The organism is Streptomyces sp. NPDC052020 (assembly GCF_040680575.1).
Classification (GTDB): Bacteria; Actinomycetota; Actinomycetes; order Streptomycetales; family Streptomycetaceae; genus Streptomyces.
Genome location: NZ_JBFAWY010000016.1, coordinates 53,866 through 79,150 on the forward strand (window position 1 = coordinate 53,866; position 25,285 = coordinate 79,150).

Consider the following 25,285-nt stretch of genomic DNA (forward strand, 5'->3'; position numbering starts at 1 on the left):
CCGCCCCGCCGCGCGGCGGCACCAGCGCCCCGGTTGCCGCGGCGCGGGACCGCCACCAGACTCGCACGAGGACGGTGGCGTCGTTCACGCACCGCACGCACGCTGCGCGAGGAGACCGGCGAGATGGCCAGGAACAGCGGCAAGGACGGCAGCGGGGCGGGAACGAACGCGGCGCACCGCAGAGCGGGCCACGCGGCGGACCGTCCGGCGAGCGGGCGGCCCACAAGCCGCCCGCCCCGCGGAAGAAGTGACCCGGGCGCGTAGGGACGACGATCATGCAGACGTTTCTGCCCCACCCCGGTTTCCGGGACTCGGCGCTCGTCCTGGACCGCCGGCGACTCGGCAAGCAGCGGGTCGAGGCGCTCCAGATCCTGCGCGGGCTGACCGTGCCGGGCTACGGCTGGCGCCGGCACCCCGCGGTGCGCATGTGGGCCGGATACGAGGAGGCGCTGGTCCGCTACGGCCTGGAAATCTGCCGGGTCTGGCGGGAGCGCGGTCACCAGGACAGCTGTGCCGCCTCACTCGTCGCCGGGCTCGAGACCTGGCGTCCCGGCACGCCGGTGCGCGAGCAGCCCGCGCTCGCGGCGGCCGGGGAACTGCCGCCCTGGCTCGGCGACGACGCCTTCCACCGCAGCCACCGCTCCGCGCTGGTCCGCAAGGACCCGGCCGCCTACGCCGAGCTCTTCCCCGGCGTCCCCGACGACCTGCCCTACGTATGGCCGGCCTCGGACCGGGAGCGCGGGGAGACACCGGCAGACCGGTGAGCCTGCCGGTGTGGGTGAGGGGGCGGCCGGACCCCGCGGAACTGCGGCGGACGACGGTGCGCCCCGGCGCCCGCGCCCGCGGATCAGCACCGTTCACGGCGCGGGGCGGCCTGCCTCGGCCGGGTGGGCCGGAAGACGGGCCCCGGGCAGGAAGGTCACCTGGGGCGCCCCGGTGCGGGGATGGACCGCGACCTCGCTCGCGACGCCGTACACCTCGGCCAGCAGGCGGGGCGTGAGGACCTCTCCGGGCGGGCCCGAGGCGGTGACCCCGCCGTCGCGCAGGACGTAGAGGCGGTCGCAGTAGTAGGCGGCCAGGTTGAGGTCGTGCAAGGCGACCAGGACGGTGGCGGGCAGTCGCCGCAGGGTGCCGAGGACTTCCAGCTGGTGGCGGATGTCGAGATGGTTGGTCGGCTCGTCCAGGACGAGGAGCGACGGCTGCTGGGCGAGGGCGCGGGCGATGAGCACGCGTTGGCGTTCACCGCCGGAGAGCCGGTCGAAGGACCGGTCGGCCAGGCCGGTGGCGTCCACCGCCCCGAGCGCCGACTCGATCAGCGCGGCGTCCTCGGGGGTGTCACCGTCGAGCAGCCGTTTGTGCGGGGTGCGGCCCATGGCGACGACCTCGCGGACCGTGAGGTCGACGTCGGCGCCCGGCTCCTGGACCACCGCCGCCACGGTGCGGGCCAGTCGCCGTACGGGCAGCGACCAGGCGTCCCTGCCGTCGACGCGGACCTGCCCATCGTGGGGACGGAGGACGCGGTAGACGGCGCGCAGGAGGGTGGACTTGCCGCTGCCGTTGGGGCCGACCAGGCCGATGACCTCCCCGGGTCGGGCGGTCAGGGAGACGTCGCGCACCAGGCGGCGCGCACCGGCGGTGAGGGTGACGCCGTCGACGACGAGTTCGCTGCCGGTCATGCCCCTCCTCGGTCGGTGGTCCGCCGGGCGTCGCGGCGCATCAGCCACAGGAAGAACGGGCCGCCGCACAGCGCCGTCAGCACCCCGACGGGGATCTCCATGGGCGCGGCGACGGTGCGTGCGGCGATGTCGGCCCAGACGAGGAAGACCGCGCCGCCGAGCGCGGCCGTCGGCAGGACGCGGCGGTGGTCGCCGCCGACGACGAGGCGCACGATGTGCGGGAGCATGAGGCCGACGAAGCCGATCGGTCCGGCCGCCGCGACGAGGACCCCGGTGACGAGGGAGAGCAGGACGAACATACGGGCGCGGAAGCGGCCCACGTCCAGCCCCATCGTCGTCGCGGCCTCCTCGCCCGCCAGCAGCAGGTTCAGGTTGCGGGCCTGGACCATCAGGACGCCGATGCCGGCCAGCAGGGCCGCGCTGGGCAGCCACAGCGTGCCCCAGTTGACGCCGCCGAGACCGCCGAGGGTCCAGGCGAGGACCGCGCGGGCCTCGTTGCCGTGGTCGGTGGTGAGCAGCAGCAGGTCGAGCAGCGCGGTGAGCACCGCGGCGATGGCGACGCCGGACAGGACGAGCCGCGCGGAGGTGATGCGACCGCCGGTGCGGGCGGTGGCGTACACCAGGAGCAGAGCGCCCAGGGCACCCAGGAAGGCGGCGACCGGCAGTGACACCGGCCCGAACACGGTCACCCCGAAGACGATCACCGCGACGGCGCCGAGGGACGCCCCGGAGGAGACGCCGAGCAGGTAGGGCTCGGCGAGCGGGTTGCGGAGCAGGGCCTGGAGTGTGGTGCCCACGACGGCGAGTCCGGCGCCCGTCACCGCTCCGAGCAGGACGCGCGGCGCTCGTACGTCCAGGACGATGGTCTCCCGCGCCCGCGGCCAGTCGGGTTCGGCCCAGCCCGCGCCCAGCGCGTGGGTCACGATGCCCCACACCTGGCCCGGTGGCACGTGTACGGAGCCGATGGTCAGGCCGGCTGTGGCCGAGAGCAGGAGCAGGGCGGTGAGGAGGACGAGCGTGGTGGCGAGTGCCGCCCGGCCCGTCCGTATCCCCTGGCGGCGCCCCTGCCGGGCGGTCGGTCCGGTGTCCGTGCCGGTGACGGCGGCGGTCACCGGAAGCTCTCGGGGTGCAGGCCGCGGGCCAGGTCCTCGACCGCGTAGGCCGACCGGACGCCGACCAGGGTGGCGGTCAACGGCAGCACGACGAACCGCTGGTTCCGGACGGCGGGCACGTCGGCGAGGGCCGGCTGGGACAGCAGGAACTTCTTCTTCCGCTCGACGCTGCCGGCGCCCTCGTAGTCGTAGATGGCGATGACTTCCGGCTTGCGCTGGACGACCTGTTCCCAGGAGACGTCGCCGAAGACGTCATCGAGGTCGGCGAAGACGTTCTCGCCGCCGGCCAGGCGGATCAGTTCGGTGGCCAGGCTCTTGCCGCCCGCGGTGAAGGCGGTCTTGTCCCCGCTGTCGTACACGAAGACGGAAAGGCGGGGTTCGCCCTCGACAGCCGTGGTGGCCCGGCCGACGCGGTCGCGGAGGTCGGACACCAGCTCGTCCGCCCGGCCGGGTACGCCGAAGATCCGGCCGATGGTGCGGATCTCTTCGTAGGTGTCCTTCATCGTCACCCGTTCCTTCCCGCAGTACTCGCGGTTGAGATAGGTGTCGATGCCCGCGTCGGCGAACGCCTCGCGAGAACGGCCCTCGTTCTCGGCGAAGGCGCTGCCGTAGCCGCCGTAGACGAGGTCTGGCTCCGCCTCCAGGACGGTCTCGAAGGACGGTTCCCTCTTCGCCAGTTCCGGAATCGACTCGTAGTCCTCCCTCAGGCCGGGCAGGACGGCGGAATCGGGGAAGGCGGTGCCTGCCATACGGTCCTTCAGGCCGAGGGCGAGCATCAGTTCCGCCGGGTGCTGGTGGATGGTGACGACTCGGGAGGGCGGCTCGTCGTACGTCGTCTTCACGCCGCAGTTGTCGACGGTGACGGGGAAGCCGTCGGCCGGCGAGGCCGTGGTTTCGGCGCCCTGGGCGGTGCCCTGCGGCGAACCGCAGCCGGCGGTGAGCAGGGCCGCCGACAGGGCGACGGCCGCCGCCACGGCACGCAGGGCGTGGCGCCGGTGGGCAGGGGTGAACAGCGGGGGACGGGACGTGCCGTCGTACACGTAGAGCCTCCTGGGGAGTCCGCGCTCCTCGGAACGGGCCCGCGACAGGCCAGTGTCCTGACTCCCGGATCGACGTTCCCCCTGCCTTCCCGCGCGGTGCGCGGTGGCATGCCGAAGGGGTGCACTCCCCGGTCACAGTGGCGGGACCGTGCCGGATTCGCACCGGCTTCCTGTCTCCCGTCGCGGTGATGACCTGGTGATACTACGGTCCGCGGAGTCGAGGTCAAAAGGGCGTGCGAATCCGCCTGCGCGCTCCCGCCCGCCCTCACTCCTCGCGGACGGCCCGCAGCACCAGCCGCTCGGCGTTCTCGTCGTACGGGCGGCCGTCGAAACCGCCGAAGACCTCCACCCGGCCGAACCCCGCCTCCCGAGCCATCCGCCGCAGCTCCACCGCGCTGTACACGAACCACACCAGGGTGGCTCGCGTGACCCGCTCGCCGCGGACCAGTACCCAGTCGCTGCGCAGCCGCGCCCAGTCGTCCAGCACGCTGTCGGTCTGCACCATCAGGTCGTCGCCGCGCCGCACCACCTTCGGCGGGGTGACCTTGCGGGCCAGGAGTTCCTTGCCGGCGAGGTCCAGGACGAGGGTGCCGCCGGGTGTCAGGCAGGTGTGCATGGCGCGCAGCACGCGGGCGTTGTCGGCGGGGTCCTCGAAGTAACCGAACGAGGTGAACATGTTGAGGACGACATCGAATCCGCCCGGCGCCTCGTACTCCCGGGCGTCGGCCCGCACGTGGGCGACCCGGACGCCGGCGTCGGCCGCTCGCTTCCGGGCCCGCTCCAGCATGGCCGGGCTCAGGTCCACCCCGGTGACGGCGTAGCCCCGGCGGGCGAGCGGCACGGTGAACACACCGGGCCCGCAGCACAGGTCCAGCACCCGGGCGCCGGCGGGGAAGGACAGCAGGGGAGAGGTGCCGAGCAGCTCCTCGGCCTGCGCGTAGCGCTGTTCGGAGAAGAGGAAGTCGTGGAACTCGGTCCAGAAGTCATCGTCCTGGAACCCGCCCGTCCGTGTCATGCGGTCTCAGTGCTCCTTCGTCGTCCTCGTGCGGGTGGGGCTGTTTCACCGTGCGGTCGCGCAGTGCCAGCAGCACAGGGGGCAGCACCAGGCACTGTGCGGCGGCCAGCAGCCAGAACCGGCCTGTGCTCCCGGCGTGTTCGGCGAGGCCGTAGAGCTGCCCGCCCAGTACTCCGCTGGTGCAGGCGCCGAGCCCGGCGGCCAGCCGTTGCTGGCCGAAGACCACGGCGTCCGAACGGGGGCTGCGGCGCAGCGCCTCCAGGTCGTTCTTGAGGAAGAGCACGATGTCGCCCAGGGTGATCAGCGCCCCGCCCGCCAGCAGCGCCGGCCGGGTGCCGATCGCCAGGACGGCCATCCCGGCCGCCAGGCCGGCGAAGCCGGCCGTGAGGGCGCTCGCGTAGGACATGCGCCGGATCAGGCCGGACGCGAGGGGCTGTACGACGATGACCAGAGCGAAGCAGAGCAGCAGGACCAGGCTGTAGAAGGCGCTGGATGCCTGCTCGACGGCGTACACCGCCAGGTAGTGCTGGAAGTGGAAGTAGAGGTGGAAGGCGAGCGCGTTGGCCGCGAACGGCAGGACCGCCACCCCGGCCAGCAGGCCCTGCTCGGCCGCCCGCCCGCCCGGCTGCTCCTGCCCGGCCGCCGGGGGGAGCCGCGCGTGGCCCGCGGTGACCAGGACGAACAGCGCCGTGACGGCGACGAACAGCCAGCCGGGCGAGGACAGCACGAACGGCCCGGCGACCAGCGGCCCCACCGCCATGCCCGCGTTGAGGGCCGCGTTGCCCGCCGACAGGAACGCCGGGCGGCGCTCGTCGTCCACGCCGTGCACGAGGTACGCCTTGTTGGCGGGCAGGTACAGCGCGGCGCCGCAGCACGTCAGGACCAGCGCCCCGACGGCCAGGGGCGGCCAGCGCAGGGCCGACAGCAGGCCGGCGAACCCGGCCGTGCGGATGATCAGCGCCCACAGCATCGTGCGGCGCAACCCGATCCGGTCCGCCAGGGCACCGCCCACGATCCCCCCGGAGAACTGCACCAGGGACGCCACGGCCAGCACGACGCCCACCGTGCCGAGCCCCATTCCGAGCCGTTCGTGCAGGAACACCGACATGAACGGCAGGACCATGAAGCTGCCGAGCGGGATCAGGAACGAGCTGAGCAGCAGGAAACGCAGCGGGCCGTCGAGCGCGGACAACACGGCCCGCGGGCCTTCCCTGCCTGTCGTGCGTTCACCCACCGGACGCCTCGCGGCCGGCGGCCCCGTGCGGCGGCTCGGTGAGCACCGTCAGGGCGTTGGCGGCGGCCACCGCGTGGTGTGTGGCCAGTTCGGCGGTCTCGGCCTCCGCGTAGACGATGCCCGCGTAACCACGGCTGTCGGCCAGGTGCTCGACGACGTCGCCGGCAGACCTGACCGGGTACCAGGCCGGTGATCCCGGCATGTCCGCCAGGCGGTCCAGCCCGGCGACGCCGGTGAACACCCCGGGCTCGGCCGGGTAGCCCAGGACGAAGGCGACGGCCGGACCGCCGGGCAGCTCCATGTCCATCAGGCGGGGGCGGCGGCCGAGCGCGGCCTCGATCATCGCCTCGTACACGTTGACGCCGAGCGACCGGCACATGCCCTCGCCGACCAGGGCACCACCGATCCGGGGATTGACCTCCACGACCTCCGGGCCGCCGGTGGTCAGTACGAACTCCACGTGCGCGAAGCGGTCGGTGTAGCCGATAGCCGCCAGCACCTCACCGAGCCACCGCTCCAGCGACGCCCGCCGAGTCTCGGGGAAAGCCACGGGAAACGCCGTGATCTCCTCCCGGAAACGCGGCTCCGGTGACATCAGCCGGCTGGAGACGCCCAGCAGCCGCGTCCGGCCCGCCCAGCTGAGGGTCTCGGCGCTGTACACCGGCCCGCTGAAGTACGGCTCCGCGAACAGCCGTCCCTTCAGCTCCCGCCCGGCCGCCTCGTCCAGGGCCGCGTCCAGCTCCGGCTCATCGCGCACCAGCCAGACATTCTGGCTGCCGGTGCCCGCCGTGTCCTTGAGGACGGCGGGCAGACCGACATCCTTGAGCAGCGACCCCCGCAGCTGCGCGCCGGGGCCGGCGACCTCCACGGCCCGTCCGCGCGTCAGCCCGGCATGGTGCAGGCGGCCGCGTACGGCCGCCTTGTCCCGGGTCAGCCGCAGTACGGCCGGATCGAGCCCGGGCAGGCCAAGACGGTCGGTGAGTTCCGCGCCGACCAGCGTCCAGGTGTCGGTGGAGCTGATCAGGCCGCGCAGTCCGGGAGTCCGGCGCAGCAGTTCCGCCACCCGCTCCACGTCGAAGGTGTCGGTCTCCACGAGGTCGAGGGCACCGGCCCCCAGCCGCTCCAGCTCGTACGTGTAATAAGAGCGGTCGCGCGTGAGCAGGGTCAGCCGCTCACCGAGCGCGTCGGCGGCGCGCACCAGGTGTCCGAGGCCGAAGGTGAGTGACTCCAGGCAGACGACGCTCATGCCGCTCGCCCCTTCCCGTGCGCCGGGCGGGCGGTACGCCGCCAGGCCATCGTGGACCAGGGCATGGACATCTCCTCGGGTGCGGAGACCTCGACGGGTTTCAACGCGGCGGGGTCCAGGGCTTCCGTGTGCCGGGCGAAGACACGCTCGACGTAGCGGTGCCCGGTGTCGGCACCGATCACCAGGTGCAGCCGGTCGGGGTGGCGGCGGGCTTCGTACGCCGCGGCCAGGTATCCGGCGCCGGTGGAGAGCCCGGCGAAGACGGCGTGGTCGCGCAGGAGGGCGATCGTGCCGGACATGGCGTGGCTGAAGTCCAGCCAGTGGAGGGCGTCGTAGAGGTGGTGGCGGACGTTGTCGAAGGCGATGGACGACCCGATGCCGGCGATGATCGCTTCCGGGTCGTGGTGCTCCTGGCTGCCGAACGTGACGCTTCCGAAGGGCTGGACGCCGACCAGCCGCACCGAGGGGTCCGTGGCGCGCAGGCGCTCCACGATGCCGCCCGTCGACGCTCCGGAGCCCACCCCTCCGACGACGGTCAGCGCGGTCGCGGGAAACGTGGTCGTGATCCGGTCGGCGACCTCGTGGTAGCCGAGGTAGTGGACGTCGTCGTGGTACTGGCGCATCCAGTGCCAGTGGGGGTGGTCGGCGAGGAGCTCCGTCACCCGCCGCACCCGTAACTCCTGGTCCAGCTTGAGGTTTTCGGAGGGTCTGACCTGTTCCACGGTGGCGCCGAGGACCTCCAGCTGGGCACGGGTGGTGGTGTCCACGGTGGTGGACGCGACGATGTGGCAGCGCATGCCGTAGCGGTGGCAGGCGAGCGCCAGGGCGTAGGCGTAGATGCCGCTGGAGCTGTCGATCAGGGTTTGTCCCGGACGGATCGTGCCCCGCTCCAGGAGGTGGCGGACGGCGGCGAGCGCCGAGTAGATCTTCATCGACTCGAACCGGACCAGGACGAGGCCGTCGGTGAGCCGGACGAGATCGGGAACCTTCAGGGCGTCGGCGATGTGGGGGTGGATCACCCGTAGCCTCCTTGGGCGAAGGAACACTGGTGGCCGAGCGAGTGGAAGAAGGCGGACAGGTCCGACTTGAGGCCGGCGTCGAGGCGGCCGGGGAAGAGGTAGCCGATCAGGCAGCCCGTGTGGGCGACGAAGACGCCGTCCGCGCCGAACCGTTCGCGGTGGGCGAGCATGCGGTCGAACGCCGCCTTGGGCAGCACGCTCTGCGACAGGGCGGCGCTGGCGGTGGCCGCCCGGGCGACGGCCGCCGGGTCCCCCGAGGCGAAGCCCTTCAGCAGATCGGCCAGGCAGCGCTCGTACTCCTCCCCGTACCGCCGGTAGTGCTCCAGCAGCAGATCGGTGACGGCGGCGGTGTCCACCGTCCCGGGCTCGATGATGTACGCGGTGTGGAAACCGATGTCCGTGCCCAGCCGCCGTATCACCCGGTGCCGGCCGCTGAGGTGGAGCGCGAACTCGTCGAGGAAGACACTGTCGGCCCGCTCGATCGCCGCCAGGACGCCGAGGACCACGTCCGGGTCGTACGGCAGGGTGAACAGCCGGAACAGACAGCGCAGTGTCGCCACGATGTCCGCGGTCGAACTCGCCATCCCCACGCCCACCCGCAGTTCGGAGCAGGCGCTCCAGCGGCCCGGCGGCAGCGTGAGCCCGAAGTGCTCCAGGAAGAGCCGGGCCGCCGTCGCGGACTTCTCCCCGAGGGGCAGCGGGTCCGGCGAACCCGTCCCCGGGGTGAAGTGCACCCAGGAATGACGGTCCACGGGAAAGGACACCACGGCGATGTCCGGCTCGGCACCCGCCCGCAGCGGACCCTGGTACAGCTCGCCCAGGGTGCCGTGGCAGACGCCGGACACCGTGCGGCCCGGCGGGCACCGCACCTCACGGGCCGCCCCGGCGGGCGTCAGCACCGTCCGGTCCGGTCCGTCGAAGAGCGGGCCGGCCGGCATCCGGCACGGATGACGGGAACTCGCGCGGTCACGGACACGTCCTCCTCGTGGTTCCGAGCCCCGCGTCAGGGCCGGGAAGGAGGCGCGGCGCAGCGTACGCCGTACGAGCCGTCCGTACCGCCGACCCAGTCCTCGAGGTCACCGTGCACAGCCCGCACGTCAGGTGCGGGCGCAGTGGCAGGTCTTCGGACTCGTGGGCTCGCCCACCGGGGAACCGGCGGGCGCTTGCCGGCCGTCGCCTCCCGGCCCCCACCGGATGCGGGCCCAGTGCCGTTGACGGCTTTCGTCCCCACTCACCGCTGCGGGACAGTCCCGGATTCCCACCGGGTTCCCCCTTGCCTCGCGCCGCCCGGAGTCCGGTCGGACGGGAGGCACGAACCGACTGCACGCACAGCGTAGGGTGGCTCGCACTCCCGCGGCAGGGGGTGCGTCGCCGGTTGTCCGAATGTGATCGGTCCATGTGCGGGCATCAGGACCCCGGGGCGGCTCAGCCGACTCCCAGCAGCCACTCTGGCTGGATGTGGCCTCCGTATTCCCGGCGGTTTCGGCCACACTGGTTCCTCCCATCACACGCGCACACCGCCCGTCGGTGTCCCGCGCCCCGGAAGGCACAGGATGCTGCCAGAGACGACGCCCGAGGACGACGGCACGACCCCGCCGCCCGCCCGTGACCGGGGCCCGGCCGATCGCGGCGTCCTGCGCGCCGACCTGCGGGCCGCGCTGCCCGACGCGAGCGCGGCGGTCCTGGTCACCGCGGCCGTCTTCGCGTTCCTGTACGCGCGCGTGGAGTCGGGTGACTCGGCGACGGTCGCGGTCATGCCGTTCATGGACGACGCCGGCACCTACTGGATGTACCTGCTCAGCCAGGCGTTCGGCTGGTCGGGCCTGCTGTGGGCCTGGGGCACGGTCATGCTCGGCCTGCTGCTGTCGGGGCCGCGCCCGGCCCGGCCGACGGTCTCCCGGCAGGTCCTGGAACGCTGGCACCGCACCACGAGCCTGACGACGATGGCTCTGATGTTCGCGCACGCGTTGATGTTCGCCGCCGAGCTCGTACGGTATGAGGCCCGGTTGGCGTGGGCCGAGCGGCTCTGGGCGGGCTTCGCGGACACGTTCGTGCCCGGCTGGTACGACTCGGGCACCGGCCGCATCGCCATTCCGCTGGGGCAGGGTGCTCTGTATCTGGCGGTTCCGCTCGGGCTGCTGTTCTACGTCCGGCACCGCATCGGGGCGAACACCTGGCGGCGGCTGCACCGCTTCGTGATCGTCGTGTACGTGCTGAGTGTGTGGCACACCCTGCTCTACGGCACCAACGTCTGGTACGGCGAGTGGCCGCGCACCGTGCTGTGGCTGCTGCAACTGCCCGTCGCCGTCCTGCTGTCGCTCCGTCTGCTGCGGCCCGCCCGGCGGGCCGAGCGGCTGGGCGCGCCGAGGCGGGGGGAGGGCGTGTCGCTGCCGGGCTGGGCGGTGCGGGCCGCCGGCCGGGCCGCCGCCGTGGCCGTCGTGGTGGGTCTGCTCGTCGTGGTGGCGTCCGGCCGTGACGGCGGCCGGGAACGCCCGGCCGAGCCGCCCTCGACGAGCCCGCACGCCCCCGAGCCCGACTGAACCGCGGCAGCCTGGCCGTGACGGCAGGGCGCGCACGGCCCGCGGGCGGGGGCCGGCCGGGAAAGCGGGCCGGACACCGCACCCGGTGGCGCGTCGGCGGCGACTCGGGGACCAGCCGCCCGCCGAGGTGACCGCTCGCACCGGTCACCGGTCGGCGCGGCTCCGCCGGCCTTCGGGGGTGCTGCTCGGCTCCCGGCAGGCGCGCCCGTCACCGCGTCGTGGAGCGCTCCTTGGAGAAGTGATAGAGCTCCTTGGACGTCCTGATCAGGTCCCGCAGCTCCCGCCGGGAACCGACCATCGGCTGCGAGCCGTTGAGGGGCACCTGGGCGCTCTCGGGCAGGAACCTCACTGTGATCAGTCCGACCACCCCGGCCGCCATCAGATAGAAGGCCGGCACCATGTCGTTGCCGGTGGCGTCCACGAGGGCCTCGGTGACCAGCGGAGTGGTGCCGCCGAAGGCGGCGACGGCGAAGTTGAAGCCGATGCCCATGGCCGCGTACCGCACGGCGGTCGGGAACAGCGCCGGCAGTGTGGCGGCGCTCGGCGCGGCGAAGCAGGCCAGCAGGGTGGACAGCACCAGCACGCCGGCGATGGGCTGCCAGGTGCCGTCCGCCTTCAGCAGCAGGAAGGCCGGCACCGCGAGGACGATCATCGCGGCGGCGCCGACCGAGTAGAGCGGGCGGCGCCCGATGCGGTCGCTGAGCCGCCCGAGGAAGGTGATCAGCAGGACGATCCACACCATGCCGATCAGCACCAGCAGGTCGGCGAAGCTGGTGGAGCGGCCCACATTCTCCGTCTGGTAGGTCGGCAGGAAGCCGGTGACCATGTAGTTGGTGACGTTGTAGAGCAGGACCAGCCCCATGCAGACCAGCAGCGGGCGCCAGTGCCTGCGGATGATCGTCTTGAACTCGCTGCCCGCCGAAGCCTGGGCGAGGCTCTTCTCGTGTTCGTCGAGCTGCTTCTGGAAGGCGGGGGATTCCTCCAGCTTCAGCCGCATGTACAGACCGATCAGGCCGAGCGGGCCGGCGATCAGGAACGGGACGCGCCAGCCCCAGGAGAGCATCTCAGCGTCCGTGAGCGCCAGGTTCAGTACGGTGACCAGCGCCGAACCGAGCGCGTAGCCGACGAAGGTGCCGAAGTCGAGCCAGCTGGAGAGGAAGCCGCGCCGCCGGTCCGGCGAGTACTCGGCGACGAACGTGGTGGCGCCGCCGTACTCGCCCCCGGTCGAGAAGCCCTGGACCATGCGGGCGAGCAGCAGCAGGGCGGGGGCCGCGATCCCGATGCTCGCGTAGCTGGGGATCAGGCCGATGGAGAAGGTGCCGACCGCCATCAAGATCATGGTGGCGGCGAGCACCTTCTGCCGGCCGACACGGTCCCCGAGGGGGCCGAAGACCAGGCCGCCGAGCGGACGGACGACGAACGCCGCGGCGAAGGTCGCGAACGAGGAGATCAGCTGAGCGCCCGGAGACGCGCCGGGGAAGAAGACCTTGCCGATGGTGGCGGCTAGATAGCTGTAGACGCCGAAGTCGAACCACTCCATGCAGTTGCCGAGCGCGGAGGCGCCGACCGCGCGTTTGAGCAGGGGCCGTTCGACGACCTGGACGTCCTCTTCGCGGAAGGCCCCCTTCTTCCGGTGGAGCCGGCGTGTCAGCTCCTCGCGGACCTGCCGCGGCATGTCGGCGACCGTCTTCGGCATCCTCGCCCGGCCGCGCGCACCGGGCCGTCCGTCGGGCATCGCGTCGCTCACGCTGCCGCCTTTCTGTTGCTGCACTCTGTTCGCCTATGCGAATTCTGCGCCCAGGTGATCATGGGTCGCATGCCAGGGCTGCTGCCCGTGTTCGCACGCGGCACACACCGCGGGTGTGTCCGGTATGTCACGGACCGGCAGCGGTGCGGACGCGGCGGCGGTCTCCGCGCCGGCGGCATGGGTGGCGCGGAGACCGCGGAGGACCGGCGGGGCCCGGCGGCCGGACCGGGCTCTGCCGGCTCCCCGACCGGGCTCGGCCGGTTCTCGGACCGGGCCCGGTCCCGTGACGCGGGGGGTGTGCCGCCTTCCCGAGTCCGGTCCGAGGCGATCCGGGAGGCGGGGCCTACGGCAGCAGCGGCAGCGTCCGGCAGTTGGCGGTGGCCGGCTTGCCCGACAGCCGGTCCGTGAGCCAGGAGAGGGCGTCGCCCTGGTCGGTCAGCAGCGGGCCGAAGTGGTTCAGCAGCCCCCGTCCGACGTCGGGCAGGACGACCGGGGCGTAGGTGACGTTCCCGCCCAGCCGGCACCAGTCGACGGCCATCCGCCGGGCCTGGGCGTGCGGGACCAGGTCGTCGTTGACGCCGGTGGCCACCCGGACCGGGCCGCTGGGCTTCAGCGTGCCGATGCGCTGCTTGCCGAGGAACGCCTGAAGGGCGGGCTCGGCCGCGATGACGTCGCCGACCGACTGCCCCGTGGTGGTCCAGGCCGTGCTGCGGGAGGAGCCGTACGCGAACAGCGCGTCGCCGACGCACCGGGTCGACAGGTCCGCCAGGGCCGCGCGGCCCGCGTCGCTGAGGTACCGGTCGGCGAGGGGCCGCAGGGACGGCTCCGTCTGGAGGAAGCCGTTCAGCGACCAGCCCAGGGCGCCCGCCAGGTCACTGCCGTCGATCGCCCCGGTGACCTCGGTCAGGTCCGCGGGCGGTGCTCCGGAGTAGGTGCCGGCGAGCCGGACTTCCGGGGCGTAGGAGGGCTGGAGCTCGGCGGCGGCGGCCGTGGCGCCGCCGCCCTGGCTGTATCCGAACAGGCCTACGGGGGAGTCCGCCGTGACGGACGCCGCGTCGAGGGCGCGCGCGGCGCGTACGGCGTCCAGCACGGCGTGGGCTCCGTCGACACGGTTGACGTAGGTGTGCAGCCGGTCGGTGGCGCCGAGGCCGACGTAGTCGGTGACGACGACGGCGATGCCGCGGGCCAGCAGCCGGTAGACCGACAGGTCCTCGTACCCGACCGACACGGTGTCGCCGTCGATCCTCAGCGGGTGTTCCAGGCCCAGGGACGCGGCGCACTGGTCGCCCTGGCCCATGGTGCCGGGGGCGACGGCGACCAGCGGGCGCGGTCCGCCGCCCCGCCAGGCCGCCGTCGGCTCGATGTAGGCGCCGGTCACGGCGACGGGTTCGCCGTTGGCATCCGTGGACTTGTACATCAGGCGGGTGGCCCGGCCGGGCAGCGGCCCGCCGAGGCTGGGCAGACTCAGCGCGAGACGCAGCGGTTCACTGCGTATGAGCGCGCCGTCGGCCTCGGGAAGGTCGGCGGGCGGGGTGTAGAAGGCGGGGACGGCGGCGCCGCGGGACGCCTCGGCGGCCGCCGCGGTGCCGGCGGCGGGCACGGCCTGGGCGCCCAGGGCGAGAGCCGCGGTCACGGCCGCGGCGAGCAGGGGTCTGCGTGCGGGCATGGCGAACCTCCTGGGGAGGGCGGGCCGGACCGGTCGTCCGCGGTCCGGGGAGAGGCGGCCCGGTCTCGGGCAGGCGTACCGGCGCCAGACGGCACGGTCGCCCGACGGTGCTCGCGCTGCTCCTGTGGGTGACGGGACCGTACCGAGACAGGTGTTACCAGCGGTAGCACCAGGCATGTTACGTTTCGGTAACTTGACATGATGTCTAATAAGCGCGCCGGGCGCCCTCGCCGTGCGGAGGTCCGCGACCGGCCCGTCGCCCGGAGCACCGGGACCGCGGGCCCCCGTGGCGAACGGGTACAGTGGAGCCCGTTCGTGTGCCCGCAGACGTCACCGAGGGAGGTGGGGTGGATGACCGCGCCCCTGGCCATCGCGCCCAGCGCCCGGGTCTCCCTCACGTCCCGGACCGTGGCCTGACCTCGTCCCGCCCCACCCCGCCGGGAGCGTGAGCCCGCGGGCACCCACACGAACCCACGCAGAACGGATCCTCCCTCCACCATGGGCGACACCTGGATCACCCGCGCCGAGACCGGCGCCGACATCCCCGCGATCCGCGAAATCCTCCTCGCGGCCTTCCCCACGGCTCTGGAAGCCGACCTCGTGGACGCGCTCCGCGCCGACCCGGCCGCATGGATCGACGGCCTGTCCCTGGTCGCCGCGGACGGCGACGGACGGCTCGCCGGCCACGCGCTGCTGACCCGCTGCCACATCGGCGACAGTCCGGCCCTGTGCCTGGCGCCGTGTGCCGTACGGCCCGAACGGCAGAACCGCGGAGCCGGTTCCGCCGCCATCCGCGCGGCGCTGGCCGCGGCCCGGAGCCGGGGCGAGCACCACGTCGTCGTCCTGGGGCACCCGGCGTACTACCCGCGGTTCGGTTTCACCCGCGCCTCCGCCCACGGCATCGGCCTGACCATCGACGTCCCGGACGAGGCTTTGATGGCCCTCACCCTCGACGCCGGTCATCCGCTGCCCGCCGGAACCGTGCGCTACGCCGCGCCGTTCGGGATCTGAGCCCCGGCTGAAGGCGCCGCGGGGAAGCCGCCCCGCGACCGTCACCGTCCCCGGCGCCCCCGCCGCCGCGCCGTCCGCGCGCGGCGGGTAACCCGGCCGCCCGTACGGGCCGGCCCGCCCCCCGGCGCGGGCCGGGCGGACGCGGACCGGACCCGGCGTGACCCGGAGGGCTCTGGCGGGTACCCGGCCGCCGGTGCGGGACGGACCCGCCCGCTCGCCCCCACGGGAGGACGGCACCGCGGTGACGGCGTGGACCTGGCAATACGACGGATACGACGCCGCGGCCGAGCGGCTGCGGGAGTCGCTGTGCGCGCTGGGCAACGGCTACGTCGCCACCCGGGGGGCCCTGCCCGAGTGCGCCGCGGACGACGCGCACTACCCCGGCACCTACGCGGCCGGCTGCTACAACCGGCTCACCTCCACCGTCGCCGGGCGCCAGGTGGAGAACGAGGACATGGTCAACCTGCCCAACTGGCTGCCGCTGCGCTTCCGGCTCCCCGGCGGAGACTGGCTGACCCCGGACACCGCGCCGGTGCTCGGACACCGCCAGGCCGTCCACCTGGACTGCGGTCTGCTGGAGCGCCACACCCGTTACGGGCTCGGCGGCGGACGCGCGCTGGACGTGCGCCAGCGGCGCCTGGTCCACATGGCCGACCCCCACCTGGCGGCACTGCGCACCGAGCTGACGGTGGAGGGCGGCACCGTCGAGCTCGACGCCGAGGCCGCGCTGGACGGGGGTGTCACCAACGCGGGCGTGGCGCGGTACCGGGAGCTGGAGGGCCGCCACCTCACCCACGTGCACACCGGGGACGCCGCCCCCGACACCGTGTGGCTGCGCTGCCGCACCCGCACCTCCGACATCCGGATCGGGCTGGCGGCCCGCGTCACCGCCGACGTACCCGTCGTGGCCGCGCACGAGCAGCCACGCGCCGTACAGCGGATGCGGCTGCGCGTCGGCCCCGGCCGCACCACCGTCGTCGACAAGACGGTGGCCCTGCACACCTCCCGCGACGCGGCGATCAGCGACCCCTTGCAGGCCGCCGTGGACCGGGTGGAGGCGGCACCGGCCTTCGACGCGCTGCTGCGCTCCCACCGCACGGCGTGGAACCAGCTGTGGCGCCGGGCCGAGCTGGACGTCCCCGGAGAGGCGGGCCACATCCTGCGCCTGCACCTGTTCCACGTCCTGCAGACCCTCTCCCCGCACACCGCGGACCTGGACGTCGGCGTGCCCGCCCGGGGTCTGCACGGGGAGGCGTACCGCGGCCACGTCTTCTGGGACGAGCTGTTCGTCCTGCCCTACCTCAACCTGCACTTCCCCGAGGTCTCCCGCGCCCTGCTGCACTACCGGCACCGCCGCCTGGACCCCGCCCGTGCCGCCGCCCGCGCACTCGGCCGGCGGGGCGCGCTGTACCCGTGGCAGAGCGGCAGCGACGGACGCGAGGAGACCCAGCAGCTGCACCTCAACCCGCGCTCCGGCCGCTGGCTGCCGGACCACTCCCACCTCCAGCACCACGTCGGATCGGCGATCGCCTACAACGTGTGGCAGTACTGCGAGGCGAGCGGCGACGCGGAGTTCCTGCACACCAAGGGCGCCGAGATGCTGCTGGAGATCGCCCGCTTCTGGGCGGACTCCGCCGCCTGGGACGCCGGGCTGGGACGGCACCGCATCCGGGGCGTGGTCGGCCCCGACGAGTACCACGAGGGCTACCCCGGCGCCGGGCGGCCCGGCCTGGACGACAACGCGTACACCAACGTCACCGCCGCCTGGGTCCTCGCCCGCACCCTGGAGGTGCTGCGCACCCTGCCCGAACCGCGCCGGCGCGAAGTCGTCGAACGCACCGGCCTGGACGGCGGGGAACTGGAGCGGTGGGAGGACGTCTCCCGCACTCTCCACGTGCCCTTCCACGACGGTGTGATCAGCCAGTTCGACGGGTACGGCGACCTCACCGAACTCGACTGGGAGGACTACCGCCGCCGGTACGGCGACATCCGGCGGCTGGACCGGATCCTGGAGGCGGAGGGCGACACCGTCAACCGCTACCGGGCGTCCAAGCAGGCCGATGTGCTGATGCTCGGCTACCTCTTCTCCCCGGCCGAGCTGCGGGGCCTGTTGGAGCGGCTGGGCTACCGGCTGGACGAGGAGACCTGGCGGCGCACCGTCGACCACTACCTCGCCCGGACCAGCCACGGATCCACCCTCAGCGGCCTGGTCCACGGCTGGATCCTGGCCCGGTGCCGGCGCGCCGAGGCATGGACCTTCTGCCAGGAGGCCCTCAAGGGGGACGTCGCCGACCTCCAGGGCGGCACCACCGGCGAGGGTATCCACCTCGGCGCCATGGCCGGCACCCTCGACCTCGTCCAGCGGGGCCTGACCGGCCTGGAGACCCGCGCCGGGGCGCTGTGGCTGGACCCCGTGCCGCTGCCGGAGCTGTCCTCCTACGGGTTCTCCCTCCGGTACCAGGGCGACTGGGGGGTGCGGCTGCGACTGGAGCACGGCCTGCTGGAGATCGCCGTACCGCCGTCCGACCCGGTCCCCATCGAGGTCCGCCTCCCGGATCGCACGGTCCGGGTCCGGCCGGGCGACACCTGCCGTCTCGCCCTGCCCGACTGACGACCACACGGCGGGGGAACCCGGAAGAGAGATAGGGAGTAGGCCAAAAAAAGGGGGGCGAAGACCGGAGACGGCCTCGCGGTGAGGAGGCGCTGTCATGGTGAACCCGGTGGTGGTCGGGGTGGACGGTTCCCCCTCCAGCCTGTCCGCGGTGGAGGTCGCGGCGCGCGAGGCCGCCCTGCGCGGCACCGAGCTGCGGCTGGTCCACGCCTTCGGCGGGCCGTCGGTGCACCTGCCGCCCCATGTGCGGCCGTGGAGCCCCGCCACCGCCGGTCTGCGCGAGCTGGTCGACGGGACCCTGGCGGAAGCGGAGCGGCGCGCCCGCGGGGCGGCGCCGCGGGTGGAGGTCGCCCGTGACGTCACCGTGGGGGAGCCGGTCATGGTGCTGGAGATCGAGTCGCGCACCGCCTCGCTGGTGGTGGTCGGCAGCCGCGGCCTGAGCGGCTTCGGCAGCCTGCTCCTCGGCTCGACGGGCGTGCACCTGGCCGCCCACGGCCACTGCCCGGTGCTGGTGGTACGCGGCAGGCCGGACCCGGCGGGCCCCGTGCTGCTCGCGGCCGACGGCTCGCCCGCCGGGGATGCGGCCGTCGCGTTCGCCTTCGCCGAGGCGTCCCTGCGCGGCGCCGGCCTGCTGGCGCTGCACGTGTGGAGCACCCGGACCGAACGCGCCTACGACGGTCCCGCCGATCCGCCCTTCGTGACGTACGACGAGGGGCATCTGCGCGACGAGGAGGAGCGGATGCTCGCCGGGGCGCTCTCCGGCCACCGGGAGTGCCATCCGGAGGTCGCCGTGGAGTCCCGGCTGGTCCGGGGACGGGTCCGCGCGGCCCTCATCGACGCGAGCGGCGGGGCCCAGCTGGTCGTGGCCGGCGCGCGGGGCCGGGGCGGTTTCGGGGGCCTGCTGCTCGGCTCGGTCAGCCAGGCCCTGCTGCACCACGCCCACTGTCCCGTGGCCGTGGTGCGCTCGGGCCCGCCGTGACCCGCGTCAGCCGTGGTAGGTGATGTAGCCGTTGCCGTCGCGGTCGTTCGCGGACCGCGTGTAGGAGTGGACGTCGGCGCGGGCGCCGGACGGCTTGGAGAAGTAGATGGTGTCCTTGTCGTTGTTCCAGATGAAGTTGCAGTTCTGGCGGTAGACGACGTTGCCGGCGTCGGAGTCGGTGCCGCGGCCGCCGCGCAGCTTGACGAAGTCGCCGGGCTGGAGCTGGTGGTTGGCGGTGAAGGCGAACCGGTTCCCGGTGGCGTCCTTGACCACGTACCCCTTCAGGTTCACCGTCGCGGTGCGCGAGTAGTTCTTGATGACCAGGTACTCGTCCTTGGTGTTGCCGCCCGAGCACTTGTTGGAGTCCCGCCCGGGCGCGTCGTACTGGATCGCCTTGATCTTCAGCGCCGACGAGTACTCGGCGGCCTGGGCCGGGGCCGCGGTCACGAACCCGGCTATCCCGGCTATCCCGGCGGACACGGTGACCAGGGCATGACGCTGACGCATGAGGAGTCCCCCCTCGATGGTGCGAATGGAGCGCCTGGAGCTTACAGCGCCTGTGAACGGAGCGTGGCGGAAGGGTGGGGAAAACACGGAGAAAACGTGGAGAGGCTTCCCGGGCGGGACAACCGGGCGCCCTGCCCCGGCGATTGACGTCCCGGCTCACCCCATCGGCCCCATCGCCACGCGCGGGCCGAAGCGCCCCGCTAGAGTCGACCGTGAGCGAGCCGCCCAGGGCGAAGACGGGCGGACCGTGCGTTGGTGGTCCAAGGCAAGACGCTCCGCTTCCTGCGGGGAGATGCAGGTGCAAGGCCTGCCCAACGCTCCGTCGAGACCCCGCCCCCGCACCCCGCGCGGGCGGGGTCCCCATGTCTGCCGGGGCAAAGGAGAGTCCGCCCCCGCCGCCTCGGCTTCTGGAGCCGTTGCCCCAAAGGCGTGCCGGGCCCGGGTGAGAATCGGCGTATGACCGACGAGATGGGGGAGCGCGTACTGGCCGGCGGGATCGACCAGGCTGGAGCGGTGGTACGGGTCGGCGAGACGGTGCGGCGGCCCGGGGGTGTGAACGCCGAGGCCGTGCGGCTGTTCCTGACGTACTTGGAGCGGTCGGGTTTCCGCGCGGCGCCGCGCTTTCTGGGGCTGGACCGGCAGGGCCGGGAGTTCTTGGACTACGTGGCAGGCGAGGTCGCGGTGCCGCTTTCCCGGACTGGGCAGCGGACGAGGAACTGCTGCTCAGCGTTGCTCGGACGCAGCGCGCGCTGCATGCCGCGGCGGCCGGTTTCGCGTTGCCGGAAGGGGTTGTTTGGCGCGGGAGACGCCTGCCGCCGGGGGCCGGGGGGGGGACTTGGTCTGCCATACCGATCTCTGCCTGGAGAACGTCGTGGTGCGCGACGGGCGGGCGGCGGCCTTCATCAACTTCGACCTCGCCGTGCCCGCGTCCCGGCTCTTCGACATCGCGGTCGCCGTCCGGCACTGGGTGCCCCTGCGGGCTCCGTCGGACATCGCCGACGCCCGAGCCCACAGCGATCCCTTCGGCCGTTTCCACCGCTTCGCCGCGGTGCACGGTTTGTCGTCCGATGAGCGGGGACAGGTGCTCGAAATCCTGCTGGGCTTCCTCGATATCGCTCTGGAGGACATCCGCGCGAGCGCGGAGGCCGGGCATCCGGGGTATGCGGGCATGTGGGCCGCCTGCTATGAGGAGATGAACCGGCGCTCCCGCGGCTGGATCGTTGCCCATTGGCGCCAGCTGGCCGACGGCTGAGGGCCGGGCTCCCGGCGGGTCCGGCCGCGTGTGCTCCGTCCGGAGTAGGAGGGCACTCCGGTGACCGGCACCGTCCGTCATGTCGTGTAACAGTCTGGTCATGATCTGGCGACATGCTGACACGACAGACGGCCGCCGCCCCCGGCTGCGCGGCGGCCGGGCCGCGCTGGTGGTCCTGACGGCCACGGCGGTGCTGGGCGCCACGGCCGGGGCGGCGGCGGCCTCGCCGTCCGTGCGCCTCGAACCGGACTGGGACGCCATCGCGCGGTGCGAGTCCGGAGGCGACTGGAAGGCGAACACGGGCAACGGCCACTACGGCGGCTTGCAGTTCTCGCGGTCCAGCTGGATCGCCGCCGGCGGGCTGAGGTACGCCCCGCGAGCGGACCTGGCGACCCGCAAGGAGCAGATCGCCGTGGCGGAGCGGCTGGCCGCCCTGCAAGGCATGTCGGCCTGGGCCTGTTCCTGGGCGGGCTGACCGCCGTCCGGCCGCGGCCCGCGTGAACGCCTCGTCCGCCCGGTCGCCGGGGCCCGGTGCCGGGGCGGACGAGGCCGGCGGTCCGGGCCGCGCGGGATGCGGCCCCGGCCCGGTGCCCGAAACCCGCCCGAGACGCGGACGTCAGCCGGTGGACCGGTGTTCCTCCAGCCTCCGGCGCGCATGGGACAGGAAACCCTCCAGGGCCAGTTCGAAGGCCCGATCCGCCCGTCGCTCACCCGCCGCGTCCAGTGCCCCCGCCAGCCGCGGCGTGGCCGTGTCGTCGGCGAGCTCCCACATGGCCTCGGGGGCGGCCAGATCGAGCGCCGACCCGAGGACGACGTTCTCCAGGGCGACGATGACCGGCATGACGTCCGCCGGGGGAAAGCCCGTGTCGAGCAGAAGCGAGACGGCCCGCTCGTACTGGTCGAGGACGCGCGGTGCCCGCACCGGGTTCGTCATCAGCAGGGGGATGGCCCGCGGATGCGCGGCGAAGGCGGCGCGGTAGGAGCGCGCCCACGCCCGCAGGGCCTCGTCCCACGGCCGGAGGTCCAACGTGGCGATGTCGATGCCCGCCGACACCCGTTCGCGCAGCAGCTCGACGATGCCGTCCCGGCCGTCCACATGGTGGTACAGCGATCCCGTCTGCACCCCGAGGCGGCGCGCGATCTGCGGAACGCTGAATTCCCCCTTCTCGTCCACGAGTTCGAGTGCCGTGGTGGTGATGCGCTCCCGGTCCAGCAGGGGTGTGCGCGGCCGTCCCATGTCGTGTGCTCTTCCTGGAGGGTCTTCCCAGCTGTCTGAAGAGGAGGTTACATTGCGGAAACCGAATGCCTTTAGGTTTACCGGCGCCGGACACCCCCCACGCCTGCCTTCCGTCCCTCACGCAGCAAGAAGGGCTTCCCCGTGCCCGACACCAGTTCCAGCCCGAGCCCCTCCGGGGGCTCACCGGCGCCCGCCGCCGCCCTGCGCTCCGGGGCGCTCGGGACCGCCGACATCGCCTTCTTCGTCGTCTCCGCCGCCGCCCCGCTCACCGTCATGGCCGGGGTGGCCCCCCTCGCGATCCTCCTCGGCGGGATCGGCGCACCGGTGGGGTATCTGCTCGCCGGCGTCACCCTCGCCGTCTTCGCCGTCGGCTTCACCACGATGAGCCGCCATGTCCACAACGGCGGCGCCTTCTACGCGTACATCACCCGCGGCCTGGGCCGCGCCGTCGGCGTGGGAGCCGCGCTGCTCGCCCTCATCGGCTACAACGGCATGGAGATCGGCGTCTACGGCCTGCTGGGCAGCGCCACCCAGGACACCGCCCACGCCCTGTTCGGCGCCGACGTCCCGTGGCTGCCCGTCTCGCTCGCCGGTCTGCTGCTCATCGGGTACGGCGGCTACCGGTCCATCGACTTCGGCGCCAAGCTCCTCGGTGTCCTCCTCGTCGCCGAGACCGGCATCCTCGTCCTGCTCGCCGTCGGAGTGCTCGTCAAGGGCGGCGCCCACGGCCTGTCCCTGGACTCCTTCGCTCCCGGCAACGTGTTCGTGCCCGGAACGGCGGCCGTGCTGGCCTTCGCCTTCGCCGCGTTCACCGGCTTCGAGTCCACCGTCATCTACCGCCGCGAGGCCCGCGACCCGGCCCGCACGGTGCCGCGCGCCACCTACGCGGCCGTCGGCTTCCTCGGCCTGTTCTACGCGTTCGTCGTCTGGATCGCGATCCAGTCCTTCGGCGACGCGGAGGTCGTCGAGGCCGCCGGCGGCGACCCGGCCGGACTCTTCTTCACCGCCATCACCACCTACGTCGGCGGCTGGGCGGCGGACCTCATGCACGTACTGATCGTCACCAGCGTCCTGGCGTCCCTGCTCGCCTTCCACAACGCCATCAACCGTTACGGACTGGCCCTCGCCGAAGAAGGCGTCCTGCCCAAGGCGCTGGCCCGGGTGCACCCGCGCCACGGATCCCCGCACGTCGCGGGCATCGCCCAGACCGTCCTCGGCGCCGTCGTCGTCCTCGGCTTCGCGGCGGCCGGCGCCGACCCGTACGGGCAACTGCTGCTGTGGGTCAACACCCCGGGCATGCTCGGCCTGATGGCACTGCAACTGCTGGCCGCGCTCGCCGTGTTCCGGTACTTCCGGCGGGTACGCCACCGCGAGGGCGCCCTGCGCACGGTGGTGGCACCCGTCACCGCGGCGGCGCTGCTCACCGCCGCCATCGTCCTGGTGGTCACTCACCTGGACCTGTTCACGGGGGCCTCGGCGACCGTCAACACCGTGCTCGCCGCCCTCGTTCTCGCGGTCTTCGCCGCCGGACTCGGCCTCGCGGGGTGGCTGCGCCGTCACCGCCCCGGGGTCTACGAGCGGTTCGCCGCCGAACCGGAGGCCGGCTCCGTGCCCGGACACGAGCCCCGAAACGAGACCGGGCCGGGGCACGAACCCGGGGCCGTCGCGCCCGCGCGGCGCACCGTGCCCGGCGACTGACCGCGGCACCACCCCGGCAGGCCCGCCGGCCCGGGGGCGGGGCCCGCGGCACCCGTCCATCCCCGCCCTCACCCACCCTCAACCACCCCCAAGGAGACCGCCCGCATGCCCATCGCCGACCTGGTTCTCACCGGCGCCCGTGTCCGCACCCTCGATCCGCAGTGTCCTCGGGCCTCCGCGGTCGCCGTACGCGACGGACTGATCACCGCCGTCGGCGACGAGTCCGACGTACGCGACTGGCGCGGACCCGGCACCGAGGTCGTGGACCTGGCCGGCGCCTGCCTGGTACCCGGCCTGGTCGACGGCCACAGCCACCCCGTGTGGGGCCTGGACATGGCCACCGGGCTCGACCTGTCCGGGGTCCGCGACCTGGAGGGGCTGCGCGCCCGGCTCGCCACGGCCGAGCGGACCGGCGGATGGGTCGTGGGCTTCGGCCTGGACCACAACGTGTTCGGCGGGCGCCCCATCGACCGGGCGCTGATCGAGGACGTCCTGGACGGCGCCCCGGCCTTCCTGCGCCTGTACGACGGGCACTCGGCCCTCGTCACCGGGGCCGCGCTGAAGGCGGCCGGCGTCACCGGGCCCCGGACGTTCGCGCAGCGCTCCCACCTCGCCGTCGACGCCGGCGGGCGGCTGACCGGGCATCTGGTCGAGCACGCCGCCATGGACCTGGTCGCCACGGTGACGCCCCGGCCGACGTACGCCGAACGGCGCGCCCGGCTGGTGGAGTTGCTGTCCGCCATGGCCGCCACGGGGCTCACCGGTGCCCATGTGATGGATCTCGGCGACCTCGACCTGGTCGGCTCCGTGGCCGAGGAGACCGTCCTGCCGCTGCGGCTGCGCTTCGCGCCCTGGTGCATGCCCGGCGACGACGAGGCGGCCCTGGACGAGCTCGTCGCGCTGCAGAGCCGCGCCGGGCGGCACTGGCGCATCGGCGGGGTGAAGTTCTTCATGGACGGCACCGTCGAAGGCGGCACGGCCTGGCTGGAGCACCCGGACTGCCACGGGCAGGGCACCGAGGCGTTCTGGCCCGACCCGTCCGCGTACAGCGACGCCGTGCGCCGTCTGCACCGCGCCGGGGTGCGCACGGCGACCCACGCCATCGGCGACGCCGCCGTACGCCACGTCCTCGACACGGTCGAGACGCTCGGCGCGGACGCCCGCTTCGCGCACCGGGTGGAGCACATCGAGTCGGTGCCCGACGACACCCTGGTCCGGTTCGCCCGCCTGGGTGTCGTCGCTTCCATGCAGCCCCCGCACACCGGTTACACCCGTGCCGACCACTCCGACGAGTGGTCCCAGCGGCTGGGGGAGGGCCGTGCCGGCCGGGCCTGGCGCCTGCGGGACCTGCGGGAGGCGGGCGCGGTCGTCGCGCTCGGCTCGGACTGGCCCATCGCCCACTACGACGCCCGCGCCGTGCTGGCCACCGCGCGGGCGCCCCGGGGAGCGGCCTCGGCGCGGGAGGGCCTGACGGGCCTCCAGGCGCTGGAGGGCTGCACCACCCACGCGGCGGTCGCCGCCGGGGAGACGGACGTCGCCGGCCGTGTCGCCGTGGGCTGCCGGGCGGACCTGACCGCCCTGGGCGTCGACCCCGCCGACGCGCCCGCCGACGAGGTCGCCGAGGCACCGGTACGGCTCACCGTGACCGGCGGGCACGTCGTCCACCGGGGGGTGTGACAGAGACCGACCCGGCCC

The 25,285-nt window shown here is 73.5% G+C and carries 21 protein-coding genes and 2 riboswitches; of the genes, 9 read left to right on the forward strand and 12 right to left on the reverse strand.

The window, feature by feature from the left end; translation table 11 throughout:
* Positions 1-275: 275 nt before the first annotated feature.
* On the forward strand, positions 276-764 hold the full coding sequence (locus AB0L74_RS18645) for an MSMEG_6728 family protein (RefSeq protein ID WP_365652870.1): 489 nt from the start codon (positions 276-278) through the stop codon (positions 762-764).
* Positions 765-857: 93 nt separating this feature from the next.
* On the opposite strand, the gene AB0L74_RS18650 is transcribed toward AB0L74_RS18645, so the two are convergent.
* The 8 genes from AB0L74_RS18650 to AB0L74_RS18685 form a co-directional block, all read right to left on the reverse strand.
* Complete coding sequence (locus AB0L74_RS18650) at positions 858-1,676, reverse strand: ABC transporter ATP-binding protein (RefSeq protein ID WP_365652873.1); 819 nt, start codon at positions 1,674-1,676, stop codon at positions 858-860.
* Complete coding sequence (locus tag AB0L74_RS18655) at positions 1,673-2,725, reverse strand: iron ABC transporter permease (protein ID WP_365653163.1); 1,053 nt, start codon at positions 2,723-2,725, stop codon at positions 1,673-1,675. The genes AB0L74_RS18650 and AB0L74_RS18655 overlap by 4 nt, the downstream gene beginning before the upstream one ends.
* Positions 2,726-2,784: 59 nt before the next feature.
* A complete protein-coding gene (locus AB0L74_RS18660) occupies positions 2,785-3,828 on the reverse strand; it encodes an ABC transporter substrate-binding protein (protein ID WP_365652876.1) in 1,044 nt (347 codons plus the stop codon).
* 29 nt (positions 3,829-3,857) lie between these two features.
* A riboswitch (cobalamin riboswitch) is annotated at positions 3,858-4,040 on the reverse strand.
* Positions 4,041-4,093: 53 nt separating this feature from the next.
* Positions 4,094-4,843: a class I SAM-dependent methyltransferase gene (locus tag AB0L74_RS18665; protein ID WP_365652879.1), complete on the reverse strand. Its 750-nt coding sequence runs from the start codon at positions 4,841-4,843 to the stop codon at positions 4,094-4,096.
* A complete protein-coding gene (locus AB0L74_RS18670) occupies positions 4,812-6,038 on the reverse strand; it encodes an MFS transporter (RefSeq protein WP_365652883.1) in 1,227 nt (408 codons plus the stop codon). The genes AB0L74_RS18665 and AB0L74_RS18670 overlap by 32 nt, the downstream gene beginning before the upstream one ends.
* A gap of 31 nt (positions 6,039-6,069) precedes the next feature.
* Positions 6,070-7,323 (reverse strand): ATP-grasp domain-containing protein, encoded by a 1,254-nt coding sequence (locus tag AB0L74_RS18675; protein WP_365652886.1) that lies wholly within the window; start codon positions 7,321-7,323, stop codon positions 6,070-6,072.
* Positions 7,320-8,342, reverse strand: coding sequence for a cysteine synthase family protein (locus AB0L74_RS18680; RefSeq protein ID WP_365652889.1), 1,023 nt, complete (start codon positions 8,340-8,342; stop codon positions 7,320-7,322). Before AB0L74_RS18680 ends, AB0L74_RS18675 begins: the two co-directional genes overlap by 4 nt.
* Complete coding sequence (locus AB0L74_RS18685; protein ID WP_365652891.1) at positions 8,339-9,280, reverse strand: hypothetical protein; 942 nt, start codon at positions 9,278-9,280, stop codon at positions 8,339-8,341. Before AB0L74_RS18685 ends, AB0L74_RS18680 begins: the two co-directional genes overlap by 4 nt.
* A 179-nt stretch (positions 9,281-9,459) precedes the next feature.
* Positions 9,460-9,617: riboswitch (cobalamin riboswitch) on the reverse strand.
* A gap of 278 nt (positions 9,618-9,895) precedes the next feature.
* Between AB0L74_RS18685 and AB0L74_RS18690 the strand changes: the two genes are divergently transcribed.
* Positions 9,896-10,882 (forward strand): ferric reductase-like transmembrane domain-containing protein, encoded by a 987-nt coding sequence (locus AB0L74_RS18690; RefSeq protein ID WP_365652894.1) that lies wholly within the window; start codon positions 9,896-9,898, stop codon positions 10,880-10,882.
* A 208-nt stretch (positions 10,883-11,090) separates the two neighbouring features.
* On the opposite strand, the gene AB0L74_RS18695 is transcribed toward AB0L74_RS18690, so the two are convergent.
* Both AB0L74_RS18695 and AB0L74_RS18700 read right to left on the reverse strand, forming a co-directional pair.
* Positions 11,091-12,578 (reverse strand): MFS transporter, encoded by a 1,488-nt coding sequence (locus AB0L74_RS18695; protein ID WP_365653166.1) that lies wholly within the window; start codon positions 12,576-12,578, stop codon positions 11,091-11,093.
* A 394-nt stretch (positions 12,579-12,972) separates the two neighbouring features.
* A complete protein-coding gene (locus tag AB0L74_RS18700) occupies positions 12,973-14,295 on the reverse strand; it encodes a lipase family protein (protein ID WP_365652897.1) in 1,323 nt (440 codons plus the stop codon).
* Between the two features lie 498 nt (positions 14,296-14,793).
* Between AB0L74_RS18700 and AB0L74_RS18705 the strand changes: the two genes are divergently transcribed.
* The 3 genes from AB0L74_RS18705 (at position 14,794) to AB0L74_RS18715 (ending at position 18,896) form a co-directional block, all read left to right on the forward strand.
* Complete coding sequence (locus tag AB0L74_RS18705; protein WP_365652900.1) at positions 14,794-15,306, forward strand: N-acetyltransferase; 513 nt, start codon at positions 14,794-14,796, stop codon at positions 15,304-15,306.
* Positions 15,307-15,547: 241 nt separating this feature from the next.
* Positions 15,548-17,917: a glycosyl hydrolase family 65 protein gene (locus tag AB0L74_RS18710; RefSeq protein WP_365653169.1), complete on the forward strand. Its 2,370-nt coding sequence runs from the start codon at positions 15,548-15,550 to the stop codon at positions 17,915-17,917.
* A 97-nt stretch (positions 17,918-18,014) separates the two neighbouring features.
* Complete coding sequence (locus tag AB0L74_RS18715; protein ID WP_365652903.1) at positions 18,015-18,896, forward strand: universal stress protein; 882 nt, start codon at positions 18,015-18,017, stop codon at positions 18,894-18,896.
* 6 nt (positions 18,897-18,902) lie between these two features.
* Here the strand turns inward: AB0L74_RS18715 and AB0L74_RS18720 are convergent, their stop codons facing one another.
* Positions 18,903-19,403, reverse strand: a complete 501-nt coding sequence (locus tag AB0L74_RS18720) for a lamin tail domain-containing protein (protein ID WP_365652906.1) — start codon at positions 19,401-19,403, stop codon at positions 18,903-18,905.
* A gap of 793 nt (positions 19,404-20,196) precedes the next feature.
* Between AB0L74_RS18720 and AB0L74_RS18725 the strand changes: the two genes are divergently transcribed.
* Positions 20,197-20,655 (forward strand): phosphotransferase, encoded by a 459-nt coding sequence (locus AB0L74_RS18725; RefSeq protein ID WP_365652909.1) that lies wholly within the window; start codon positions 20,197-20,199, stop codon positions 20,653-20,655.
* 100 nt (positions 20,656-20,755) lie between these two features.
* Positions 20,756-21,130, forward strand: a complete 375-nt coding sequence (locus AB0L74_RS18730) for a transglycosylase family protein (RefSeq protein WP_365652912.1) — start codon at positions 20,756-20,758, stop codon at positions 21,128-21,130.
* 141 nt (positions 21,131-21,271) lie between these two features.
* On the opposite strand, the gene AB0L74_RS18735 is transcribed toward AB0L74_RS18730, so the two are convergent.
* Entirely contained in the window at positions 21,272-21,892 is a 621-nt protein-coding gene (locus AB0L74_RS18735; RefSeq protein ID WP_365652915.1) for a TetR/AcrR family transcriptional regulator C-terminal domain-containing protein, read from the reverse strand.
* Between the two features lie 141 nt (positions 21,893-22,033).
* On the opposite strand from AB0L74_RS18735, the gene AB0L74_RS18740 reads away from it, so the two are divergent.
* Both AB0L74_RS18740 and AB0L74_RS18745 read left to right on the forward strand, forming a co-directional pair.
* Positions 22,034-23,590, forward strand: coding sequence for an APC family permease (locus tag AB0L74_RS18740; protein WP_365652918.1), 1,557 nt, complete (start codon positions 22,034-22,036; stop codon positions 23,588-23,590).
* Positions 23,591-23,695: 105 nt separating this feature from the next.
* A complete protein-coding gene (locus tag AB0L74_RS18745; protein ID WP_365652921.1) occupies positions 23,696-25,267 on the forward strand; it encodes an amidohydrolase in 1,572 nt (523 codons plus the stop codon).
* Positions 25,268-25,285: the final 18 nt, after the last annotated feature.